Source organism: Mycobacterium sp. ACS4331 (genome assembly GCF_001667265.1).
Lineage (GTDB): Bacteria > Actinomycetota > Actinomycetes > Mycobacteriales > Mycobacteriaceae > Mycobacterium.
This window is the reverse complement of the sequence record NZ_LZHW01000060.1, coordinates 1-15,049: the sequence shown is the minus strand read 5'-3', so window position 1 is coordinate 15,049 and position 15,049 is coordinate 1. Positions and strand designations below refer to the sequence as shown.

At 66.5% G+C, this 15,049-nt stretch carries 15 protein-coding genes and 1 pseudogene; 7 read left to right on the top strand and 9 right to left on the bottom strand.

Annotation, left to right across the window (positions count from 1 at the left end; translation table 11 throughout):
- Positions 1-4 precede the first annotated feature (4 nt).
- A complete protein-coding gene (locus A5727_RS14465) occupies positions 5-2,419 on the top strand; it encodes a CaiB/BaiF CoA-transferase family protein (RefSeq protein ID WP_068250368.1) in 2,415 nt (804 codons plus the stop codon).
- A 1-nt stretch (position 2,420) separates the two neighbouring features.
- Here A5727_RS14465 and A5727_RS14460 read toward each other — a convergent pair whose 3' ends face one another.
- The 4 genes from A5727_RS14460 to A5727_RS14445 form a co-directional block, all read right to left on the bottom strand.
- Positions 2,421-3,224 (bottom strand): SDR family NAD(P)-dependent oxidoreductase, encoded by an 804-nt coding sequence (locus tag A5727_RS14460; protein WP_068250365.1) that lies wholly within the window; start codon positions 3,222-3,224, stop codon positions 2,421-2,423.
- A gap of 136 nt (positions 3,225-3,360) precedes the next feature.
- A complete protein-coding gene (locus tag A5727_RS14455; protein WP_068250362.1) occupies positions 3,361-4,206 on the bottom strand; it encodes a mycofactocin-coupled SDR family oxidoreductase in 846 nt (281 codons plus the stop codon).
- Positions 4,207-4,224: 18 nt separating this feature from the next.
- Positions 4,225-5,403: a cytochrome P450 gene (locus A5727_RS14450; protein WP_068250359.1), complete on the bottom strand. Its 1,179-nt coding sequence runs from the start codon at positions 5,401-5,403 to the stop codon at positions 4,225-4,227.
- Positions 5,404-5,424: 21 nt separating this feature from the next.
- On the bottom strand, positions 5,425-6,750 hold the full coding sequence (locus A5727_RS14445; RefSeq protein WP_231992079.1) for a cytochrome P450: 1,326 nt from the start codon (positions 6,748-6,750) through the stop codon (positions 5,425-5,427).
- A 124-nt stretch (positions 6,751-6,874) separates the two neighbouring features.
- On the opposite strand from A5727_RS14445, the gene A5727_RS14440 reads away from it, so the two are divergent.
- A complete protein-coding gene (locus A5727_RS14440) occupies positions 6,875-7,543 on the top strand; it encodes a TetR/AcrR family transcriptional regulator (RefSeq protein WP_068250353.1) in 669 nt (222 codons plus the stop codon).
- A 9-nt stretch (positions 7,544-7,552) separates the two neighbouring features.
- Here A5727_RS14440 and A5727_RS14435 read toward each other — a convergent pair whose 3' ends face one another.
- Positions 7,553-8,269: an enoyl-CoA hydratase/isomerase family protein gene (locus A5727_RS14435; protein WP_068250350.1), complete on the bottom strand. Its 717-nt coding sequence runs from the start codon at positions 8,267-8,269 to the stop codon at positions 7,553-7,555.
- A gap of 171 nt (positions 8,270-8,440) precedes the next feature.
- Between A5727_RS14435 and A5727_RS14430 the strand changes: the two genes are divergently transcribed.
- The 4 genes from A5727_RS14430 to A5727_RS27010 are packed head-to-tail and all read left to right on the top strand — an operon-like array spanning position 8,441 to position 11,937.
- A complete protein-coding gene (locus A5727_RS14430; protein ID WP_068250347.1) occupies positions 8,441-9,631 on the top strand; it encodes an amidohydrolase family protein in 1,191 nt (396 codons plus the stop codon).
- Positions 9,632-9,672: 41 nt separating this feature from the next.
- The gene (locus tag A5727_RS14425) at positions 9,673-11,085 is read left to right on the top strand and encodes a FadD3 family acyl-CoA ligase (RefSeq protein WP_068250344.1); all 1,413 of its coding nucleotides are present in this window, start codon (positions 9,673-9,675) and stop codon (positions 11,083-11,085) included.
- A gap of 26 nt (positions 11,086-11,111) precedes the next feature.
- A complete protein-coding gene (locus A5727_RS14420; RefSeq protein ID WP_502687682.1) occupies positions 11,112-11,714 on the top strand; it encodes a fatty-acid--CoA ligase in 603 nt (200 codons plus the stop codon).
- Positions 11,715-11,724: 10 nt separating this feature from the next.
- Entirely contained in the window at positions 11,725-11,937 is a 213-nt protein-coding gene (locus A5727_RS27010) for a (2Fe-2S)-binding protein (protein WP_082949817.1), read from the top strand.
- Here the strand turns inward: A5727_RS27010 and A5727_RS14415 are convergent.
- The 3 genes from A5727_RS14415 to A5727_RS14405 form a co-directional block, all read right to left on the bottom strand.
- Positions 11,912-12,607 (bottom strand): Rv1363c family protein, encoded by a 696-nt coding sequence (locus A5727_RS14415; protein ID WP_157521388.1) that lies wholly within the window; start codon positions 12,605-12,607, stop codon positions 11,912-11,914. The genes A5727_RS27010 and A5727_RS14415 overlap by 26 nt on opposite strands.
- The gene (locus tag A5727_RS14410) at positions 12,604-13,278 is read right to left on the bottom strand and encodes an Rv1363c family protein (protein ID WP_068250338.1); all 675 of its coding nucleotides are present in this window, start codon (positions 13,276-13,278) and stop codon (positions 12,604-12,606) included. The genes A5727_RS14415 and A5727_RS14410 overlap by 4 nt, the downstream gene beginning before the upstream one ends.
- A gap of 280 nt (positions 13,279-13,558) precedes the next feature.
- Entirely contained in the window at positions 13,559-14,158 is a 600-nt protein-coding gene (locus A5727_RS14405; RefSeq protein WP_068250335.1) for a TetR/AcrR family transcriptional regulator, read from the bottom strand.
- Positions 14,159-14,260: 102 nt separating this feature from the next.
- On the opposite strand from A5727_RS14405, the gene A5727_RS14400 reads away from it, so the two are divergent.
- A complete protein-coding gene (locus tag A5727_RS14400; protein ID WP_068250331.1) occupies positions 14,261-14,722 on the top strand; it encodes a DUF1707 domain-containing protein in 462 nt (153 codons plus the stop codon).
- A 126-nt stretch (positions 14,723-14,848) separates the two neighbouring features.
- Here the strand turns inward: A5727_RS14400 and A5727_RS28180 are convergent.
- Positions 14,849-15,049 (bottom strand): annotated as a pseudogene (locus A5727_RS28180) (HNH endonuclease signature motif containing protein); the annotation flags it as partial.

Genomic DNA, 15,049 nt, shown 5'->3' with positions numbered 1-15,049 from the left:
CGCTATGACCGCACCGCTTGACGGCGTCACCGTCGTCGATCTGTCCTCGGGAATCGCCGGGGGGTATTGCACCAGGCTGCTGGCCGATGGGGGCGCCCACGTCATCAAAGTGGAGGGGCCCGAGGGGGATCCGCTGCGTGCGTGGTCGGCCTCCGGTGCCCAGGTGGATGCCGAGGCCGGTGGCCCGCTGTTCAGCTTCCTCGCCGGCGGCAAACACAGCGTCGTGGTGGACCCGGCCGCCGCGGATGACCTTGCTCTGCTGGATCGACTGCTGGCCGGAGCCGACGCGGTGATCTGGTCACCGGGTTCGTCCCTGACCGGGCTGCCTGTCCTGGACCCGCGCCAGTTGCACGCCCGCCACCCGCACCTGGTGGTCACCGCCATCACGCCGTTCGGCCTCGATGGACCGTGGAGTGAGCGCGCGGCAACTGAATTCACGCTGCAGGCGTGGTCTGGCGGGGTGCTGGGGATCGGCCGGGGGGAACAGCACCGCGCGCCCGCGCACGTCGGAGGTCAGGTCGGAGACTGGATCGCCGGGGCCTATGCCGCCGCGTTCACCCTTGCCGCGCGGGCCGGGGGAGGTGGCCGGCTGGTCGACCTGTCGATGCTCGAGGCTCAGATCCTCGGACTGACCTACTATCCCGTCACCTATTTCGAGATGCTGGGCCGGCCGTGGCGGACCGAGCGCAGGCCCACCGTGCCCGGGGTGGCGCAGGCCGCCGATGGACTGGTGGCGCTCGGGTGCGGCACCGCGCAGCAGTGGTTCGACCTGTGTGCCATGTCGGGGCATCAGGAGTGGATCGACGAGGACGCCACGCTGACGATCACCGAGCAGGCCAACCTGCACGCCGACGAACTCTTCGAGTGGCTGCGCGGCGAATCGGTCGACGACGTGCGCGATCTCGCGTCGGCATTCCGCATCCCCAACGCGCCGGTGGGCAACGGCGAGAACGTCGTCTCGATGGACCACTTCCAGGAACGCGGCAGCTTCACCCGCAATCCTCGCGACGGATTCCTGCAGCCCACCCATCCCTACCGCCTGCACGGCGTGGAACTGCGGGCGCCGGCGGCCGCGCCCGTGCTGGGCGAGCACACCGAGATCCACCGGGCCGCGGGTTCGGCGCCGTCTCCGCCGCGGTCGGTGGCGCCGAATCCTCTGCCGTTCCAGGGTCTTCGCGTACTCGACATGACCACGTTCTGGGCGGGTCCGTCATGCACACACATCCTGGCGATGCTCGGCGCCGAGGTCATCCACCTGGAGTCGACGCCGCGGCCCGACGGCACACGCCTGATCGCCGGGATCCCGGTCAGCGAACCGCAGTGGTGGGAGCGGTCGCCCATCTTCTCGGGGCTCAACACCGACAAGTTGAGCGTGACGCTGGACTTCCAGACGGAGGCCGGCCGGGATCTGCTCAACAGGTTGATCCCGACGTGCGATGTGATCGTCGAGAACTTCACGCCTCGGGTCATCGACCAACTCGGGCTGAGTTTCGAGCACGTCCGAGAACTGCGCGACGACATCGTCATGGTGCGGATGCCGGGCTTCGGCCTCGACGGGCCATGGCGGGACAATCCCGCGTTCGCCTACATCATCGAGGACGCCGCGGGACTGAGTTGGCTGACCGGCTATCCGGACCGCACACCGTACGAGCCGTACTCGGTGGGTGATCCCAACGCGGGAATCCACGCGCTCACCGCGCTGCTGCTGGCGCTCGAACATCGGCGCCGCACCGGGGAGGGTGTGCTCGTCGAGGCCGCGATGGTCGACGCCGCCCTCAACATCGCCGCCGAGCAGGTGATCGAATACAGCGCACACGGCGCACTTCTGCAGCGCGCGGGCAACCGCGGTCCGGCGGCGGCCCCGCAGAACATCTACCAGGTCCGCGGTATCGACGAGTTCGGCCGGGACGACACGTGGGTTGCCGTCGCGGTGGCCACCGATGACCAGTGGATCGCCCTGCGCGGGGCCCTCGGGTCACCGGAGTGGGCCATGGACCCGCAGTTGGACACCGCTGCCGGCCGCCGGGGACACCACGACCTGCTCGACGAGAACCTGGCGGCGTGGTGCCGATCCCGCACGGCCGACGACGTTGTCGAGACACTCTGGGCCGCAGGGGTTCCTGTCGCGAAGGTGCTTCAGCCGCACCGCCAGACCGAGATCCCGCAGTTGGCGCACCGCGGGTTCTTCGAAACGGTCGAACACCCGGTCAACCGCGCTGCCCCGCACAGCACGATGCCGGTGCGGCTGTCGACGGGGCCGGGTCGGGCGCATCGCACACCCGCACCGCTGCTCGGCGAGCACAACCGCGAGATCCTGCGCGAACTCGGACTCACCGACGCCGAGATCGCCGAACTCGAGACTGACGGTGTGATCGGCACCGAACCCGCGATGGGCGGACGTAAGAAGGCCGCCCGCTGAGTCAGTGCCGCCAGCCGTCGGCGGCCTGGGCGTCGAAGGTCGAGTCGATACGGTCGAACCGACGCTGGACGGACTGGCGCGCCGCCTCGTGCGGCAGCACATACAGACGGTCGGCGAGCACGGCCTCGGCGGTCAGTCGAGCGACCTCGGCGACGTCGAGCACGCCCTCGCCCTCGATGAGCTGATCGGGCGCGTCGTACCCGCGCGCGCGTGCCGAGGTCGAAAACAGGTTGGTGCCCACCATCATCGGGCACAGCACCGAAACTCCGAGCCCGGAGTCCTTGAGCTCCCGGGACAACACCTCAGCCAGCGCGACCACACCGTACTTGGCGACACAGTAGGCGCCGAGGCCGACATTCGGGACCAGGCCGGCGAAGGAGGCCGTGAACAGCAGATGACCACCTTCACGCTGGTCGATGAGGCGTGGCAGGAAGGCTTCGACGCCGTGGATCGGTCCCCACAGGTCGACGTCGAGCACGAAGTGCCAGTCGTCGTGCGTCATGGCCGCGATGGGCCCGTCGATCGCCACCCCCGCGTTGTTGAAGACGACGTGCACGGAACCGAGCAGCCCGAAGGCCTCGTCGGCGAGGTGGTTGACCGCGTCGACGTTACTCACGTCGCACGGCACCCCGTACACCTCGTGCCCTTCGGCCGTCAGGGCCGCGACCGCCTCATCGAGCGCGGTGGTCTCTCGGTCGGCGAGCACCAGCCTGGCTCCTCGGCCGGCGAACTCCCGCGCGCAGGCGTAGCCGATGCCGCTGGCGCCGCCGGTGATCACCACGCCACGTCCGGTGAAGGTGTCCATGCGGCGGACTCTAGTTCGCGCTGCGCCGGCACGGGCCAGACTGCCGAGATCGTCGAGCTATCCGGTCCTGGCCCATCGGTCAGAGGTCAGCGAGCCGGGAGCCCTCCCGTACCCCCGGCTCGCATTCGGCGGCTCTCTACTTCAGGCAGCTGCCCGCGTCGACGGGGAGCGTCACACCGGTGACGTAGCGGGCCTCGTCGGAGGCCAGGAACAGCACCGCGTTGCTGATGTCGCGGGCCTCCACCCACGGGATCGGCAGCGTGTGGAACATCTGGCAGATCGGTGCCATATCGTCTGGGCCCGGGTTCTCCAGATCGGGCCGGAACATCTTGAACGTGCCCTCGTTGTGCAGCATGGGCGTCGCGACGTGGGTCGGGTGCACCGAGTTGACCCGAATCATGTGCTGTCCCAACTCGACTGCGAAGGTCCGCATCAAGCCGACGACCCCATGCTTGGCGGCGATGTAGTTACCGCAGTGCGGGTAGGCTTTCAGGCCGCCGACCGAACTGGTCAGGATGATCGATCCGCCCCTGCCGCCGGCGATGATGTGCGGCACCGCGGCCTTGACCGACTTCCACACCCCGGAGAGGTTGATGTCGATCATCTCGTCCCAGTCCTGATCGCTGGTCTCGTGCAGGACGTCGCCGCCGTTGCCGATCCCCGCGTTGGCGACGATGATGTCCAGCCCGCCAAGCTGTTCGACGCCGCTGTCGACGGCGGCCTTGACCGCGTCGAAATCACGCACGTCGACCTCGGCCGTGACGATGCGGCGGTTCAAACCCTTGACCATATCGGCGGTTTCGGCAAGATCTTGCGGCGTGGACGCGGGGATCGCGGTCTCCACACCGGGCCGGATCGGCTTACAGATGTCGACCGCGATGATGTCGGCGCCCTCCTCGGCCAACCGCACCGCATGGCTGCGGCCCTGGCCACGGGCGGCACCCGTGACGAAGGCGATCTTGCCTTCGAGTCGTCCTGTCATTGTCTCCTCTTTCAGTGGTCAGGCGATACGGGTGGGCATCGACGCCCAGCCGCGGACTGCGGTGGTGGGGGACATCTCGGCGTTGTCGTAGTCGACTTCCCATTCCGGAAAGCGCTTGAGGATCTCCTCGAGCGCGATCCTGCCCTCGAGCCGGGCCAGCGCATTGCCCATGCAGAAGTGGGTTCCCGCGCCGAAGGTGATGTGCTGGCGGGCTTCCCGGTGGATGTCGAACACGTCGCCGTTGGGCGGGAACCGGCGCGGGTCCCGGTTCGCGGCGGCCATCAGCAGCAGGACCGCGTTGTCCGCGGGCAGCGTCTGGCCGTGATATTCGACATCCTTGGTGACGTAGCGCGCGACCTGCAGGGCGGGCGGTTCGAAGCGAAGGATCTCCTCGACGGCCGCGGGGATGAGGTCGGGATTGGCGACCAGATCGGCGCGCTGCTCGGGATGTTCGGCCAAGATCTTGCCGGCCCAGCCGATCAGCCGGGTCGTGGTCTCGGCGCCCGCCGTCGCGATGACGGTCAGGTAGAGCAGGAGCTCCTCGCGCCGAAGTGTGCGAACGGTGCCCGTCTCGTCCTCGAACTCGGCGTTGAGCAGGTCGGTCATGATGTCGTCGGACGGGTGCTCGGCCCGCCAGTCGAGAAATTCGGCGAAGACCTCACCCGTCGCGAGGGCGTCGACCTTCTCCTTCTGCAGGGTGGCTTCACCGTGGTCGGTGATGTGCCGCTGGTCGGCTTCGGGGATGCCGAGCAGCATTCCGATGACGCGCATCGGCATCTGCTCGCCGAGATCGTTCACGAAGTCGAATCGGCCCGAACCGACGACCGGATCCAGGCAGGCCGCGGTGAACTCGCGGATCTTGGGCTCCAGCGCCAGCACCTTGCGGGGGGTGAACATGCGCGACAACAGGTTTCGGTGGATGTTGTGAACCGGGGGATCCTCGAAGATCAGGGTGCCCGGCGGGATGTCCATGCCCGACTTGATGATCTCCAGCAGCGCGCCCTTGCCGGAGATGAAGGTCTCGTGGTCGATGAGAGCCTTATTGACGTCGTCGAACCGGCTCAATGCGTAGAAGTCGTGCTGCGCGTTGTAGTACAGCGGCGCCTCTTCGCGGATCCTGGCGAACATCGGATACGGATCCTTGTTCAGTTCCAGATCGTAGGGGTCGTAGTAGACCTCAGCGGCGGTGGTGGTCACAGGCTGCTTTCTGTCGGGATCTCAGACGCCGGGGGCGTCGACGGACTTCGGCGTGAACTCGATGTTGATCTCGGTGAGACCGCGCAAAATGAACGTCGGCTCGTAGGTGAACGTCCGGGCCCCCTCAGGACCGTGCTTGTCCTCGTCGAGACGGATGTCGGTCATCCGGTCGAGGATCCGTTCGACGGACACGCGTCCCTCGACTCGGGCCAGCGGACCACCCGGGCAGGAGTGCGCGCCGCGGCCGAACGCCAAGTGCTCGCGTACGTTGTGGCGCTCGAAGTCGAATTCGTGTGGATCGTCGAATCGACGCGGATCCCGGTTGATGGCACCGGGATTGACCATCACCACCGTGCCGGCCTTGAGTTCGACGTCACCGAGCGTGGTGTCCTTCTTGACCAACCGGAACGCCGATTTGACCGGGCTCTCCATCCGCAGCATCTCCTCGACGAAGTTCGGGATCCGGCTGCGGTCGCCGCGCAGGCGCTCCACCACGTCGGGTCGCTCGGCGAGCAGCCGCATCGACGCGCTGAGCAGCTTCGTGGTGGTCTCCTGGCCGGCGGCGAACAGGAACGTCGCGCTCTTGACGACGTCAATGATCTCCGGGGTGTCGCCTTCGGGGTACTTGGCCGTCGCCAAGCCCGTGAGGATGTCGTCGCGCGGGTTGGCGCGGCGGTCCTCGAGGTAGGCGCAGAACTTGTTCTCAAGCCATTCCAGCGGGTTGTGGTCGAGGGTTTCGCCCGCCAACGAGCCCACGTTGGCACCCGGGCGCGGTGCGCCGAGCATGGTGCGGAACTCCTCGTGATCCTCTTCGGGGACGCCGAGCAGGTCGGCGATCACCAGAAGCGAGAACGGTTTGGCGTACTCGGAGAGGAACTCGCATTTCACGGTGCCGGTCTGGCTGCCGATGATCTCGTCAAGCTGTTCGTCGGCGAGCCGCCACATGAACTCCTCGTTCTCCTTGAGCCGCTTGGGCGTCAGGAGCCGATTGAGCAGCGAGCGGGCACGGGAGTGCTGCGGCGGGTCCATGGTGACCATGTGCTCGCTCATCGGCAGCTCGCTGCGGTGCGCCTCGATCTGCTCGGAGATGTCAGCGCCCTCGGGCGTGAACGGCAGCGGCGGAAACGGCCCACCCACCGCGATGCAGGAGGAATACAGCTCGGCGTCCTTGTACACGACCGACGCCTCCTCGTGGCCCGTCACAGCGACGACGCCGTAGTTCGACGTCGGCAGGACCGGGCACTTCGACCGCAGGTGGTCGAAGTACGGGTAGGGGTCGGGGACCAGGGAGGGGTCCGTGAAGTAGTCGATCGTGTCGTATGCGGACGTGTGATCGGTTTCGGGCAACACGAACCTCCTGCAATGGGCTGACATATGCTGAGCACTTGCTTAGCATGTGGTCCAGCGCACGGTCAAGGAAGCGGGACCGGCAGTACCATGGCCCGGTCACGAAAGACGGAGGCGACAGTTGATGGCAACCCCGGCCAGCACCTCGCGCAGGCTCGGCGCGCCGGATGCGAAGAATCGCGTGGTGCTGCTCAATGCCGCCGAGGAGCTGATGCGCGACGAGGGCTATGCGGCCGTCACGTCGCGCCGGGTGGCCGAGAAGGCCGGCCTCAAGCCGCAGCTCGTGCACTACTACTTCCGCACGATGGACGACCTGTTCCTGGAACTGTTCCGGCGTCGCGCCGAACAGTTGAAACGCCATCAGAAGGCCGCGCTGAACTCCTCACAGCCGCTGTGGGCCCTATGGGAGCTCAACACCGATCCCGCGGGTACGGCCATGACGATGGAGTTCATCGCGCTGGCCAACCACCGCAAGGTGTTGATGGCCGAGATCGCCAAGTACGCCGAGATCTTCCGGCGGGAGACCATCAAGACGCTGACCGCGGCGATGGCCCGATACAACGTCCCGTTCGAGGAGTTCACCCCGACGGTGCTGATGGTGCTGATGACCGGTGCCACCCAGGTGCTGGTCCAGGAGGAGTTCCTCGGCATGACGCTGGGCCATCAGGAGACCCGCGCCTTCGCCGACAAGTGGCTCACCTACCTCGAGGGCCCGCGGCAGCTGCCCGACGACTGGCGGCACGCCGCCCTGCTCGAGGACGACGACGCAGCCGAGGACGCCGAGAAGTCCTGACGGCCCGAGTCACTTCTTGGCGGACAGCACCTTGTCGGCGGCGGCCCAGTGGTCGTCGTGGACCCACAGGTTGGCGAATGCGTCGATGGCCTCGGCGGGTGTGGCGCCGCCGATGACGCGTTTGATGTCACCGGCGGGGCGGTTGGTCAGCGACCGCGCGACCGAGCGCCAGGTCTCGTCGAACGCGGCGCGCGGGACCACCTGATCGACCAGGCCGACGCGCGCGGCTCCCGCGGCGTCCAGAATCGTGCCGCTGCCGGCCAGAAGCAGGGCGCGCCCGCGGCCGACGAGTGCGGCCAGTCGTTCCGCGCCGCCCCAGGCCGGCATGATCGCCAACGACACCTGGTTGAAGCCGATCTTGATGTCGTCGGCGGCGATGCGGATGTCGGCCGCCACGGCGACTTCGGCGCCGCCGCCGAGAGCGTGCCCGTTCAACGCCGCGATGACGGGACCGGGGAAGGCCGCGATGCGATCGCAGATCCCACGCATCCGTCGAGCCATGTCGGCGGCCTGTTCCACAGTGCGCAGCTTGGCCAGTTCCTTGAGGTCTCCGCCGGAGACGAACGCGCGGTCTCCGCCCCCGCGGATCACCAGGGCCAGCGCGTCGCGAGCCCGGTCCAACGCCTCGTCGAGCTGATCCATGGTCTCCGGCGCAATGGCGTTGCGGGCCTGGGGGCGGTCGATCGTGATGACTGCCAGGCCGTCTTGCAGCTCGAGGTCGACCATGAGCGCGTTCTCCTACAGTGATATCGGGATTCTCCAAACAGGAGAATAACACCGTGGTTGGCCGGTCGATGCGCAGGTGGGTCTGGGCTTCGTGCCGTAAACCCAACCCCATGTCATTGCGGTAACGGCACTCTGAGAATATGATTCTCAAGAACTGGAAAGGAGAATTCCATGGGTCAGCTGTCGCATCGTGTCGACATCCCGTTTCCGCTCTTCGACGCGGACAACCACCTCTACGAACCGCCAGAGGCGCTCCTGACGCACCTCCCCAAGGAGTACAAGGACATCGTCCAGTACGTCGAGGTCAACGGGCGCACCAAGATCGCCATCCGCGGTCAGATCAGTAACTACATCCCGAACCCGACGTTCTCCGTCGTCGCCAAGCCTGGCGCCTGGGAGGAGTACTTCAAGTTCGGAAACCCCGACGGCAAGAGCAAGCGCGAGCTGTTCGGTGAGCCCATGAAGTCCATTCCGGCCTTCTTCGAGCCCGGGCCGCGCCTCGAGCTCATGAACGAGCTCGGTGTCGACCGCACGCTCATGTTCCCGACCCTGGCCAGCCTCATCGAGGAGCGGCTGCGCGACGATCCGGTCGCCATCCACGTCCTCATCCACTCGCTCAACGAGTGGCTGCACGAGGTGTGGGGCTTCAACTACCAGAACCGCATCTTCACCACCCCGGTCATCACGCTGCCCATCGTCGAGAAGGCGATCGAGGAGCTCGAGTGGGCGGTCAAGCGTGGTGCACGCGCCATCCTGGTCCGGCCCGCCCCGGTGCCCGGCTTCCGTGGGCCGCGGTCGTTCGCCCTGCCGGAGTTCGATCCGTTCTGGCAGAAGTGCGTCGAGTACGACGTCTTCGTCGGCATGCACTCGTCTGACAGCGGCTACTCGCGCTACACCTCGGAGTGGGACGGCGCGGCGCAGGAGATGCTGCCGTTCCAGACCAACGCGATGTCGATCCTCAACGAGTGGCGTCCGATCCAGGATGCGGTGGCCTCATGGGTCATTCACGGCGCGCTGTTCCGCTTCCCGAAGCTCAAGGTCGGCATCGTCGAGGCCGGTTCGAAGTGGATGTTCCCGCTGCTGGACTCCATGGCCGAGGTGTACAAGAAGGCCCCCGAGGCGTTCCTGGGCAATCCGATGGAGGAGATCAAGAACCGCATCTTCGTCAGCCCCTTCTATGAGGAGGGCATCGACGAGCTGATCAACCTGATCGGTGTCGACCAGGTGCTCTACGGTTCCGACTGGCCGCATCCCGAGGGTCTGGCCGAGCCCACTCACTATGTGACTGCGCTGGAGCACCTTTCGCTTGAGGATCAGGCGAAGATCATGGGCGGCAACCTCGGTCGCCTCGTCACGGTGTGACGGACAGTCGCACAGGCAGTGCGTGGCAGACCATCCCAGAGATGGTCTTGAGCGTCGGCGACCGCTTCGGAGATTCCGAGGCGGTCGTCGACGGTTCGCTGCGCCTGACTTTCCGTGAACTCGTCGACCGCGTCCGCGTCGCCGCGGGAGCGGTCAGAGAATCGGGCGTCGCCAAGGGTGACCGGGTCGCGATCTGGGCCCCGAACTCCGCCGAATGGGTCATCGCGGCGTTCGGCGTCCTGACCGCCGGGGCCGTGCTGGTCCCGGTCAACACGAGGTTCAAGGCCGATGAGGCCGCCGATGTCATCACCCGCAGTGGGGCCAAGGCTGTCCTGGTGCAGAAGGGCTTCCTCGGCATGGACTTCACGGCACCGGTCGGCGTGCCGGTGATCGACCTGAAGTCCGATTTCCTGTCCAGCGGCGCGCCGTATGAAGCGGAGATCGCCGGCACCGACATCGCCGACATCATCTACACCTCGGGGACCACGGGTCGACCCAAGGGTGTGATGATGAACCACCTGCAGACCCTGCGCCTCTACGAGGAGTGGTGCGATCTCGCGGATCTGCGCGAGGGCGACCGATACCTGATCGTCAACCCGTTCTTCCACACCTTCGGACTCAAGGCCGGCTGCATCGCTGCGATGATCCGCGGCGCGACGATCTACCCCGTACCCGTGTTCGACGTCGACGCCGTGGTGGATCTTGTTGAGCGGGAACGCATCACGATGCTTCCCGGTCCACCGACGCTGTACCACTCGCTGCTGCAGGTGCCCGACAAGAACCGACTGGCGAGCCTGCGGGCCGGCGTCACCGGGTCGGCCGACATCCCGGTCGAGCTGATCCGGCGTGTGCACGAGGAACTGCCGTTTGCGACGCTCGCCACAGGGTACGGCCTGACCGAGTGCGGCACCGCAACCCTGTCACGGCCAGGCGACTCCTTCGAAGACATCGCCACCACCGTCGGCGTGCCGTGCGCCGGAATCGAGGTGCGCATAGCCGACGATGGTGAGGTGCTGGTCCGCGGCTACAGCGTGATGCAGGGCTACCTCGACGATCCAGCGGCCACGGCCGAGGCGATCGATCCCGAGGGGTGGCTGCACACCGGCGATCTCGGCGAGATCAACGCGTCGGGTCGCCTTCGCATCATCGGCCGCAAGAAGGACATGTTCATCGTCGGCGGGTTCAACGCGTACCCCGCCGAGATCGAGGACTTCCTGCTGGAGCATCCGAGCGTCGCGCAGGCCGCCGTCATCGGCGTTCCCGACGAGCGCATGGGCCAGGTCGGCCGGGCCTTCGTCGTGTTGAAGGGTGCGCGCGAGGAGGTCACTGAGGCAGAGTTGATCGAGTGGAGCCGAGAGCGGATGGCGGGGTACAAGGTGCCAAGGTCCGTCGTCTTCCTCGACTCGTTGCCGCTGAACGCAAGCGGCAAGGTGATGAAGGATCAACTTCGGTGAACATCGCCGAGGTGTACCGACACTCGATGGTGATCGCCTCGGACTACCGCATTCCTGACCCATCCCGTGTCGGGCCGCTGCTGGAGAAGCGCAGAGACGCGCTGGCCCAGCTGGGCGCCCACCACGTGCTCGTGTACCGATCGCTGCACGACGAGGGGCGAGTGCTCGTGATGATCGGCGTCCGCAGTCGCGAACCGGTGGTTGAGCTGCTCCGGTCGCGGGTGTTCTTCGAATGGTTCGACGCCGTGGGGGTTGAAGACATCCCCGCGGTGTTCGCCGGTGAGATCGCCGACCGCTACGACCTGACCGGGCGAGGCGATGACTATCCGCCCGGCGTTCTGGTCTCGACGATCGTCTCGGTCGAGAACGCGGCCCTGTTCGTCAACGAACTGCATTCGGCCAAAGCCAGATTCAAGGCCGCCGGCGTGCGAAAAGTGTGGGTTTTCAAGGCATTCGACGACTCACATGAGGTCCTGGTCCTGCAGGACATCGACAATGAGGAGAACGCCGAACGCTGGATCGGCAGCCACGATGTGGCTCCCGATTGGATGGAGGACGTCGGTGTCGGCGTGTATCCGCCGGTGTTTCTGGGGGAATTCGTTTCGATGATGCGGATCGGCGAGGACTGAGGACGGCGGCATGTACGTGTGCCTCTGTGTCGGCGTGACCAGTCACACCGTTGCTGACGCGGTCGCCGCCGGGGCGTGCACCACGAACGACGTCGCGCAGAGGTGCGGTGCCGGAGCCGACTGCGGCCGGTGCCGGCGCTCGATCCGCGCCATCATCGACAGCGCCGATTCCTCCGCCGATCTCTGTGACCCCCCGGTCAGACCGGGTCGAAGGCCGAGATGAGCCACTTCCCGTCGACCTTGGTCATCGTCACGAGCACACTGCTGGCCGCCATCGACGGGTCCGGGCGGTCATTGCTCGTGGTCGCCTGATTGACGAACACCAGGACCTTCGCGGTTTCGGGTCCCATCTCGGAGACCGCAGCGCGGACAACCTGGGCGGTCGTCGACACCTTCTTGTCCGCGACGGCCTTGCGGACCACCTCGTCGGTGAACTTCGTGTAGTACGACAGGAAGTCGCCCGTCATCTGCGACTTGGCGGTCTCGAGGTCCTTGTCGAGTTCCTCGGGGGAGTAGGTCAAGGCGGCCACGGTGCCACTCTTGGCCGCGTCCAGTGCGGCCTGCTGTGCGGCCGCGTCGACTTTCTGGTCGGGCCGGTAGCTGGTGAAGTACAGCCAGGTGGTGACGGCGGCCGAGGCCGCCAGAAGCACCGCCAGCGAGACGACCGTGATCAGGACACCGAGGTTGCGGCGAGATTCGGCGGTCACAGTGCCTTCGGGGTTGCTCGTGTCGGTGGCTTCGGTGTCGGTGGTCGCTTCGGCGTCGTCCGTCTCGGCGGTCACCGCGGCGTCTGCTGCCTCGGTGTCGGCCACTTCGGTGTCGGCTACGGTCTCGTCGGCGATCTTCACGTCCGTCTCGGCATCTTTGGCGAGATCATCATGGTCGGTGCTCACGGTACGAACTCCACTTTCGACATCTTGATCTGGCCATTGTCCCGTGCGACGTCGATACTGAGTCGCCAGGCGCGGGGTTGCTGCTGCTTACCCGCCGTATTGGAGACCTGCGAGGTGGCCGCCACGAGGACAGTCGCGGTGTCGTCGGTCATCTTCTCGACCGCCGTGGCGCGCACATTAGCCTCGGTGACCACCTTCGACTCGTTCATGACTGCCTTGAAGGAGTCTCTGCTCTTCTCGAAGTCCGCACGAAACTCGCCGGTGGTGCTGTCGATCAGGCGCTGCAGGTCGGCGTCGCCGTTATTGAAGTTCAGTGACATCAGGTTGATGACACCCTGGCGCGCGGCGGCCGCGAACTCGGCCTCCTGGGCGCGCTGTTGATCGGCTTTGTGTCCGGACCACACCAGAAAGCTGCCCGCAGCCACCAACGCCACCAAGGCGACGGCTGCGGCTGCGGCGACGATGACGTGCCAGACCGCGATATGCGGACCAGTGCTGTCGAGAAGGGCGATCTCGGAGTCGTCAGCGCCCTCCAAATGGTCGTCCAGCAGTGCGTCAACGCGTGCGCGTGCCGCGGCGGCTTCGGCTTCGGCCGCGGCGGCCGCGGCCTCGGCCTGCTCGGCCAGCGACAGCGCCGTTTCGGGCGACTCGTCGGTCGAACTCGCTGCCATCACTCTCCTGATGTCGGCTTGATGCCCTCGTGGGCTCCGGTCGTGCGGGCCACGGCTTGAGAATGACGTTACTCCGCTGAGCTGTGAGGCCACCTTAGCGCACCGGTCTGAAGGCCCGTTTCTTATGCTTTATCTGCGGAAATGAGATTTCCGATTTTTGGATATCACGCATTCAGGGACCGCGTCCGAGTCGGGAATTCCTTCGCCACCGGACCTGGCGATGCGCAATGCACGATGACAATGACCGTCCCGCCGGGGAATGTCAAGGACGCTCGGCCGGTCAGCGGGAGTTGTCGGCAACCCTCTGCGAGAACAGTCCGATGAGGTTCAGCGGCACCGTGAGGTCGGAGCCCTCGGCTCCCGCGGCGTTCTGAAGCGCACCGTCGCGGGCCAGTACGACCAGGCCGTGTGCGAGCGCCCAGCTGATCAGTGCGAGTTCGGCGGTGCCGGAGGGTGCCGTGTCCGAGGACGCCAACTGCGTGACGGCGTCATTGAGCACGCCGATCGACCGTTGCCGTGCGGATGTGAGCGCGGGGTCGTCGGTGTGCAGTTCGGTGGGTCGGAACATCAGGTCGAACATCGCCGGGTTGTGCAGGCCGAACTCGACGTACGCGCGGCCCAGCGCTGCCAACCGGCCTTCGACGCCGGGCGCCGCAGCCAGTGATTCGCGCAGGCTCGTGGTCAGTGCTTCAAACCCCTCGGTGGCGATCGCGGTCAGCAATCCTCGACGGTCGCCGAAATGGTGTTTGGGGGCGGCGTGGGACACGCCTGCGCGACGAGCCACTGCGCGCAGACTGATGCCCGCACGGCCGTGTTCGACGAGTTCGGTGCGGGCCGCCTCCAGCAGCGCCTCCCGGACCGACCGCTCCGTGGTGCTCACGGCAAGAGTGTCCGTGCGATTCCTTGACACTGTCAAGCTGTGGTGGCAGCCTTAACGCTGGATTGACAGTGTCAAGGTGATGCGACGCCTCGGGAGGGTCTCATGTCGAACGCCACAGTCGACGGCGGAGTGCGGGTGGGTGATCGGGAGCGCGAATCGGCGCTTGCGCACCTGGGCCGGGCGATGTCGCAGGGATATCTGACGTTGGTCGAGTACGAGGACCGGACTGGTCGGGTGCTGGCCGCCGACACCACCGCAGATCTGCAGAGCGTGCTTCATGATCTGCCCCTCGGGCGAATGCTCCGGCAGGACCCGGGGCGCCGCGATCAGCGGAGGGCTGCTGCGCGACGCGGTGTCGTCTGGCATGTCAGTGCTTATGTCTCCATGGTGCTCATCTGCCTCACCGTGTGGTTGGTGGTGGGGTTGTCGGCAGGGGCTTGGTACTTCTGGCCCGTGTGGCCCATGCTCGGCGGCGCCATCGGCGTGGTGTCCCATGTGCTTCCGGTCCGGTTGTACGGGCGGGCCGGGGTGTCGCCGCTTGGGTGCCGGGGGTTGCTCCGCTAGCAGATCTGGCCGGGAGGCCCCGGTGACCCCGACGGCTCAGTCGCCGTTCCGGCCAGGCAGGGGTCGGGGTCGCCCGCACTGTCTTCGCGTCAGCCGGGGTCGGAGGACGCGTGCGCTGTCCACCTGTCAGTCGGGGTCGGGGCCGCCTTCGTCGTCCTCCTGGTGTGGGTTCAGGAGGTTTTCGGGGTGGTGGTGGTCGTTGATCCGTGGTCCACCGTTGTCGAGGTGGGGTGGTGGGATCCATTCACATCGCCCGCGGCGCATGCGGGTTCGCCATTTGGTGGGGCTGACTTTGCGGTTGTCGGGCCCGCACGCCAAAGCCAACTC

Coding starts and splice junctions, on each gene's coding strand:
- A5727_RS14435 (WP_068250350.1), bottom strand. CDS start 8,269: ATGGTCGACCTCGAGCTGCAAGACGGCCTGGCAGTCATCACGATCGAC.
- A5727_RS14430 (WP_068250347.1), top strand. CDS start 8,441: ATGGGTCAGCTGTCGCATCGTGTCGACATCCCGTTTCCGCTCTTCGAC.
- A5727_RS14455 (WP_068250362.1), bottom strand. CDS start 4,206: ATGACAGGACGACTCGAAGGCAAGATCGCCTTCGTCACGGGTGCCGCC.
- A5727_RS14440 (WP_068250353.1), top strand. CDS start 6,875: ATGGCAACCCCGGCCAGCACCTCGCGCAGGCTCGGCGCGCCGGATGCG.
- A5727_RS14465 (WP_068250368.1), top strand. CDS start 5: ATGACCGCACCGCTTGACGGCGTCACCGTCGTCGATCTGTCCTCGGGA.
- A5727_RS27010 (WP_082949817.1), top strand. CDS start 11,725: ATGTACGTGTGCCTCTGTGTCGGCGTGACCAGTCACACCGTTGCTGAC.
- A5727_RS14410 (WP_068250338.1), bottom strand. CDS start 13,278: ATGGCAGCGAGTTCGACCGACGAGTCGCCCGAAACGGCGCTGTCGCTG.
- A5727_RS14420 (WP_502687682.1), top strand. CDS start 11,112: ATGGTGATCGCCTCGGACTACCGCATTCCTGACCCATCCCGTGTCGGG.
- A5727_RS14425 (WP_068250344.1), top strand. CDS start 9,673: ATGGTCTTGAGCGTCGGCGACCGCTTCGGAGATTCCGAGGCGGTCGTC.
- A5727_RS14460 (WP_068250365.1), bottom strand. CDS start 3,224: ATGGACACCTTCACCGGACGTGGCGTGGTGATCACCGGCGGCGCCAGC.
- A5727_RS14400 (WP_068250331.1), top strand. CDS start 14,261: ATGTCGAACGCCACAGTCGACGGCGGAGTGCGGGTGGGTGATCGGGAG.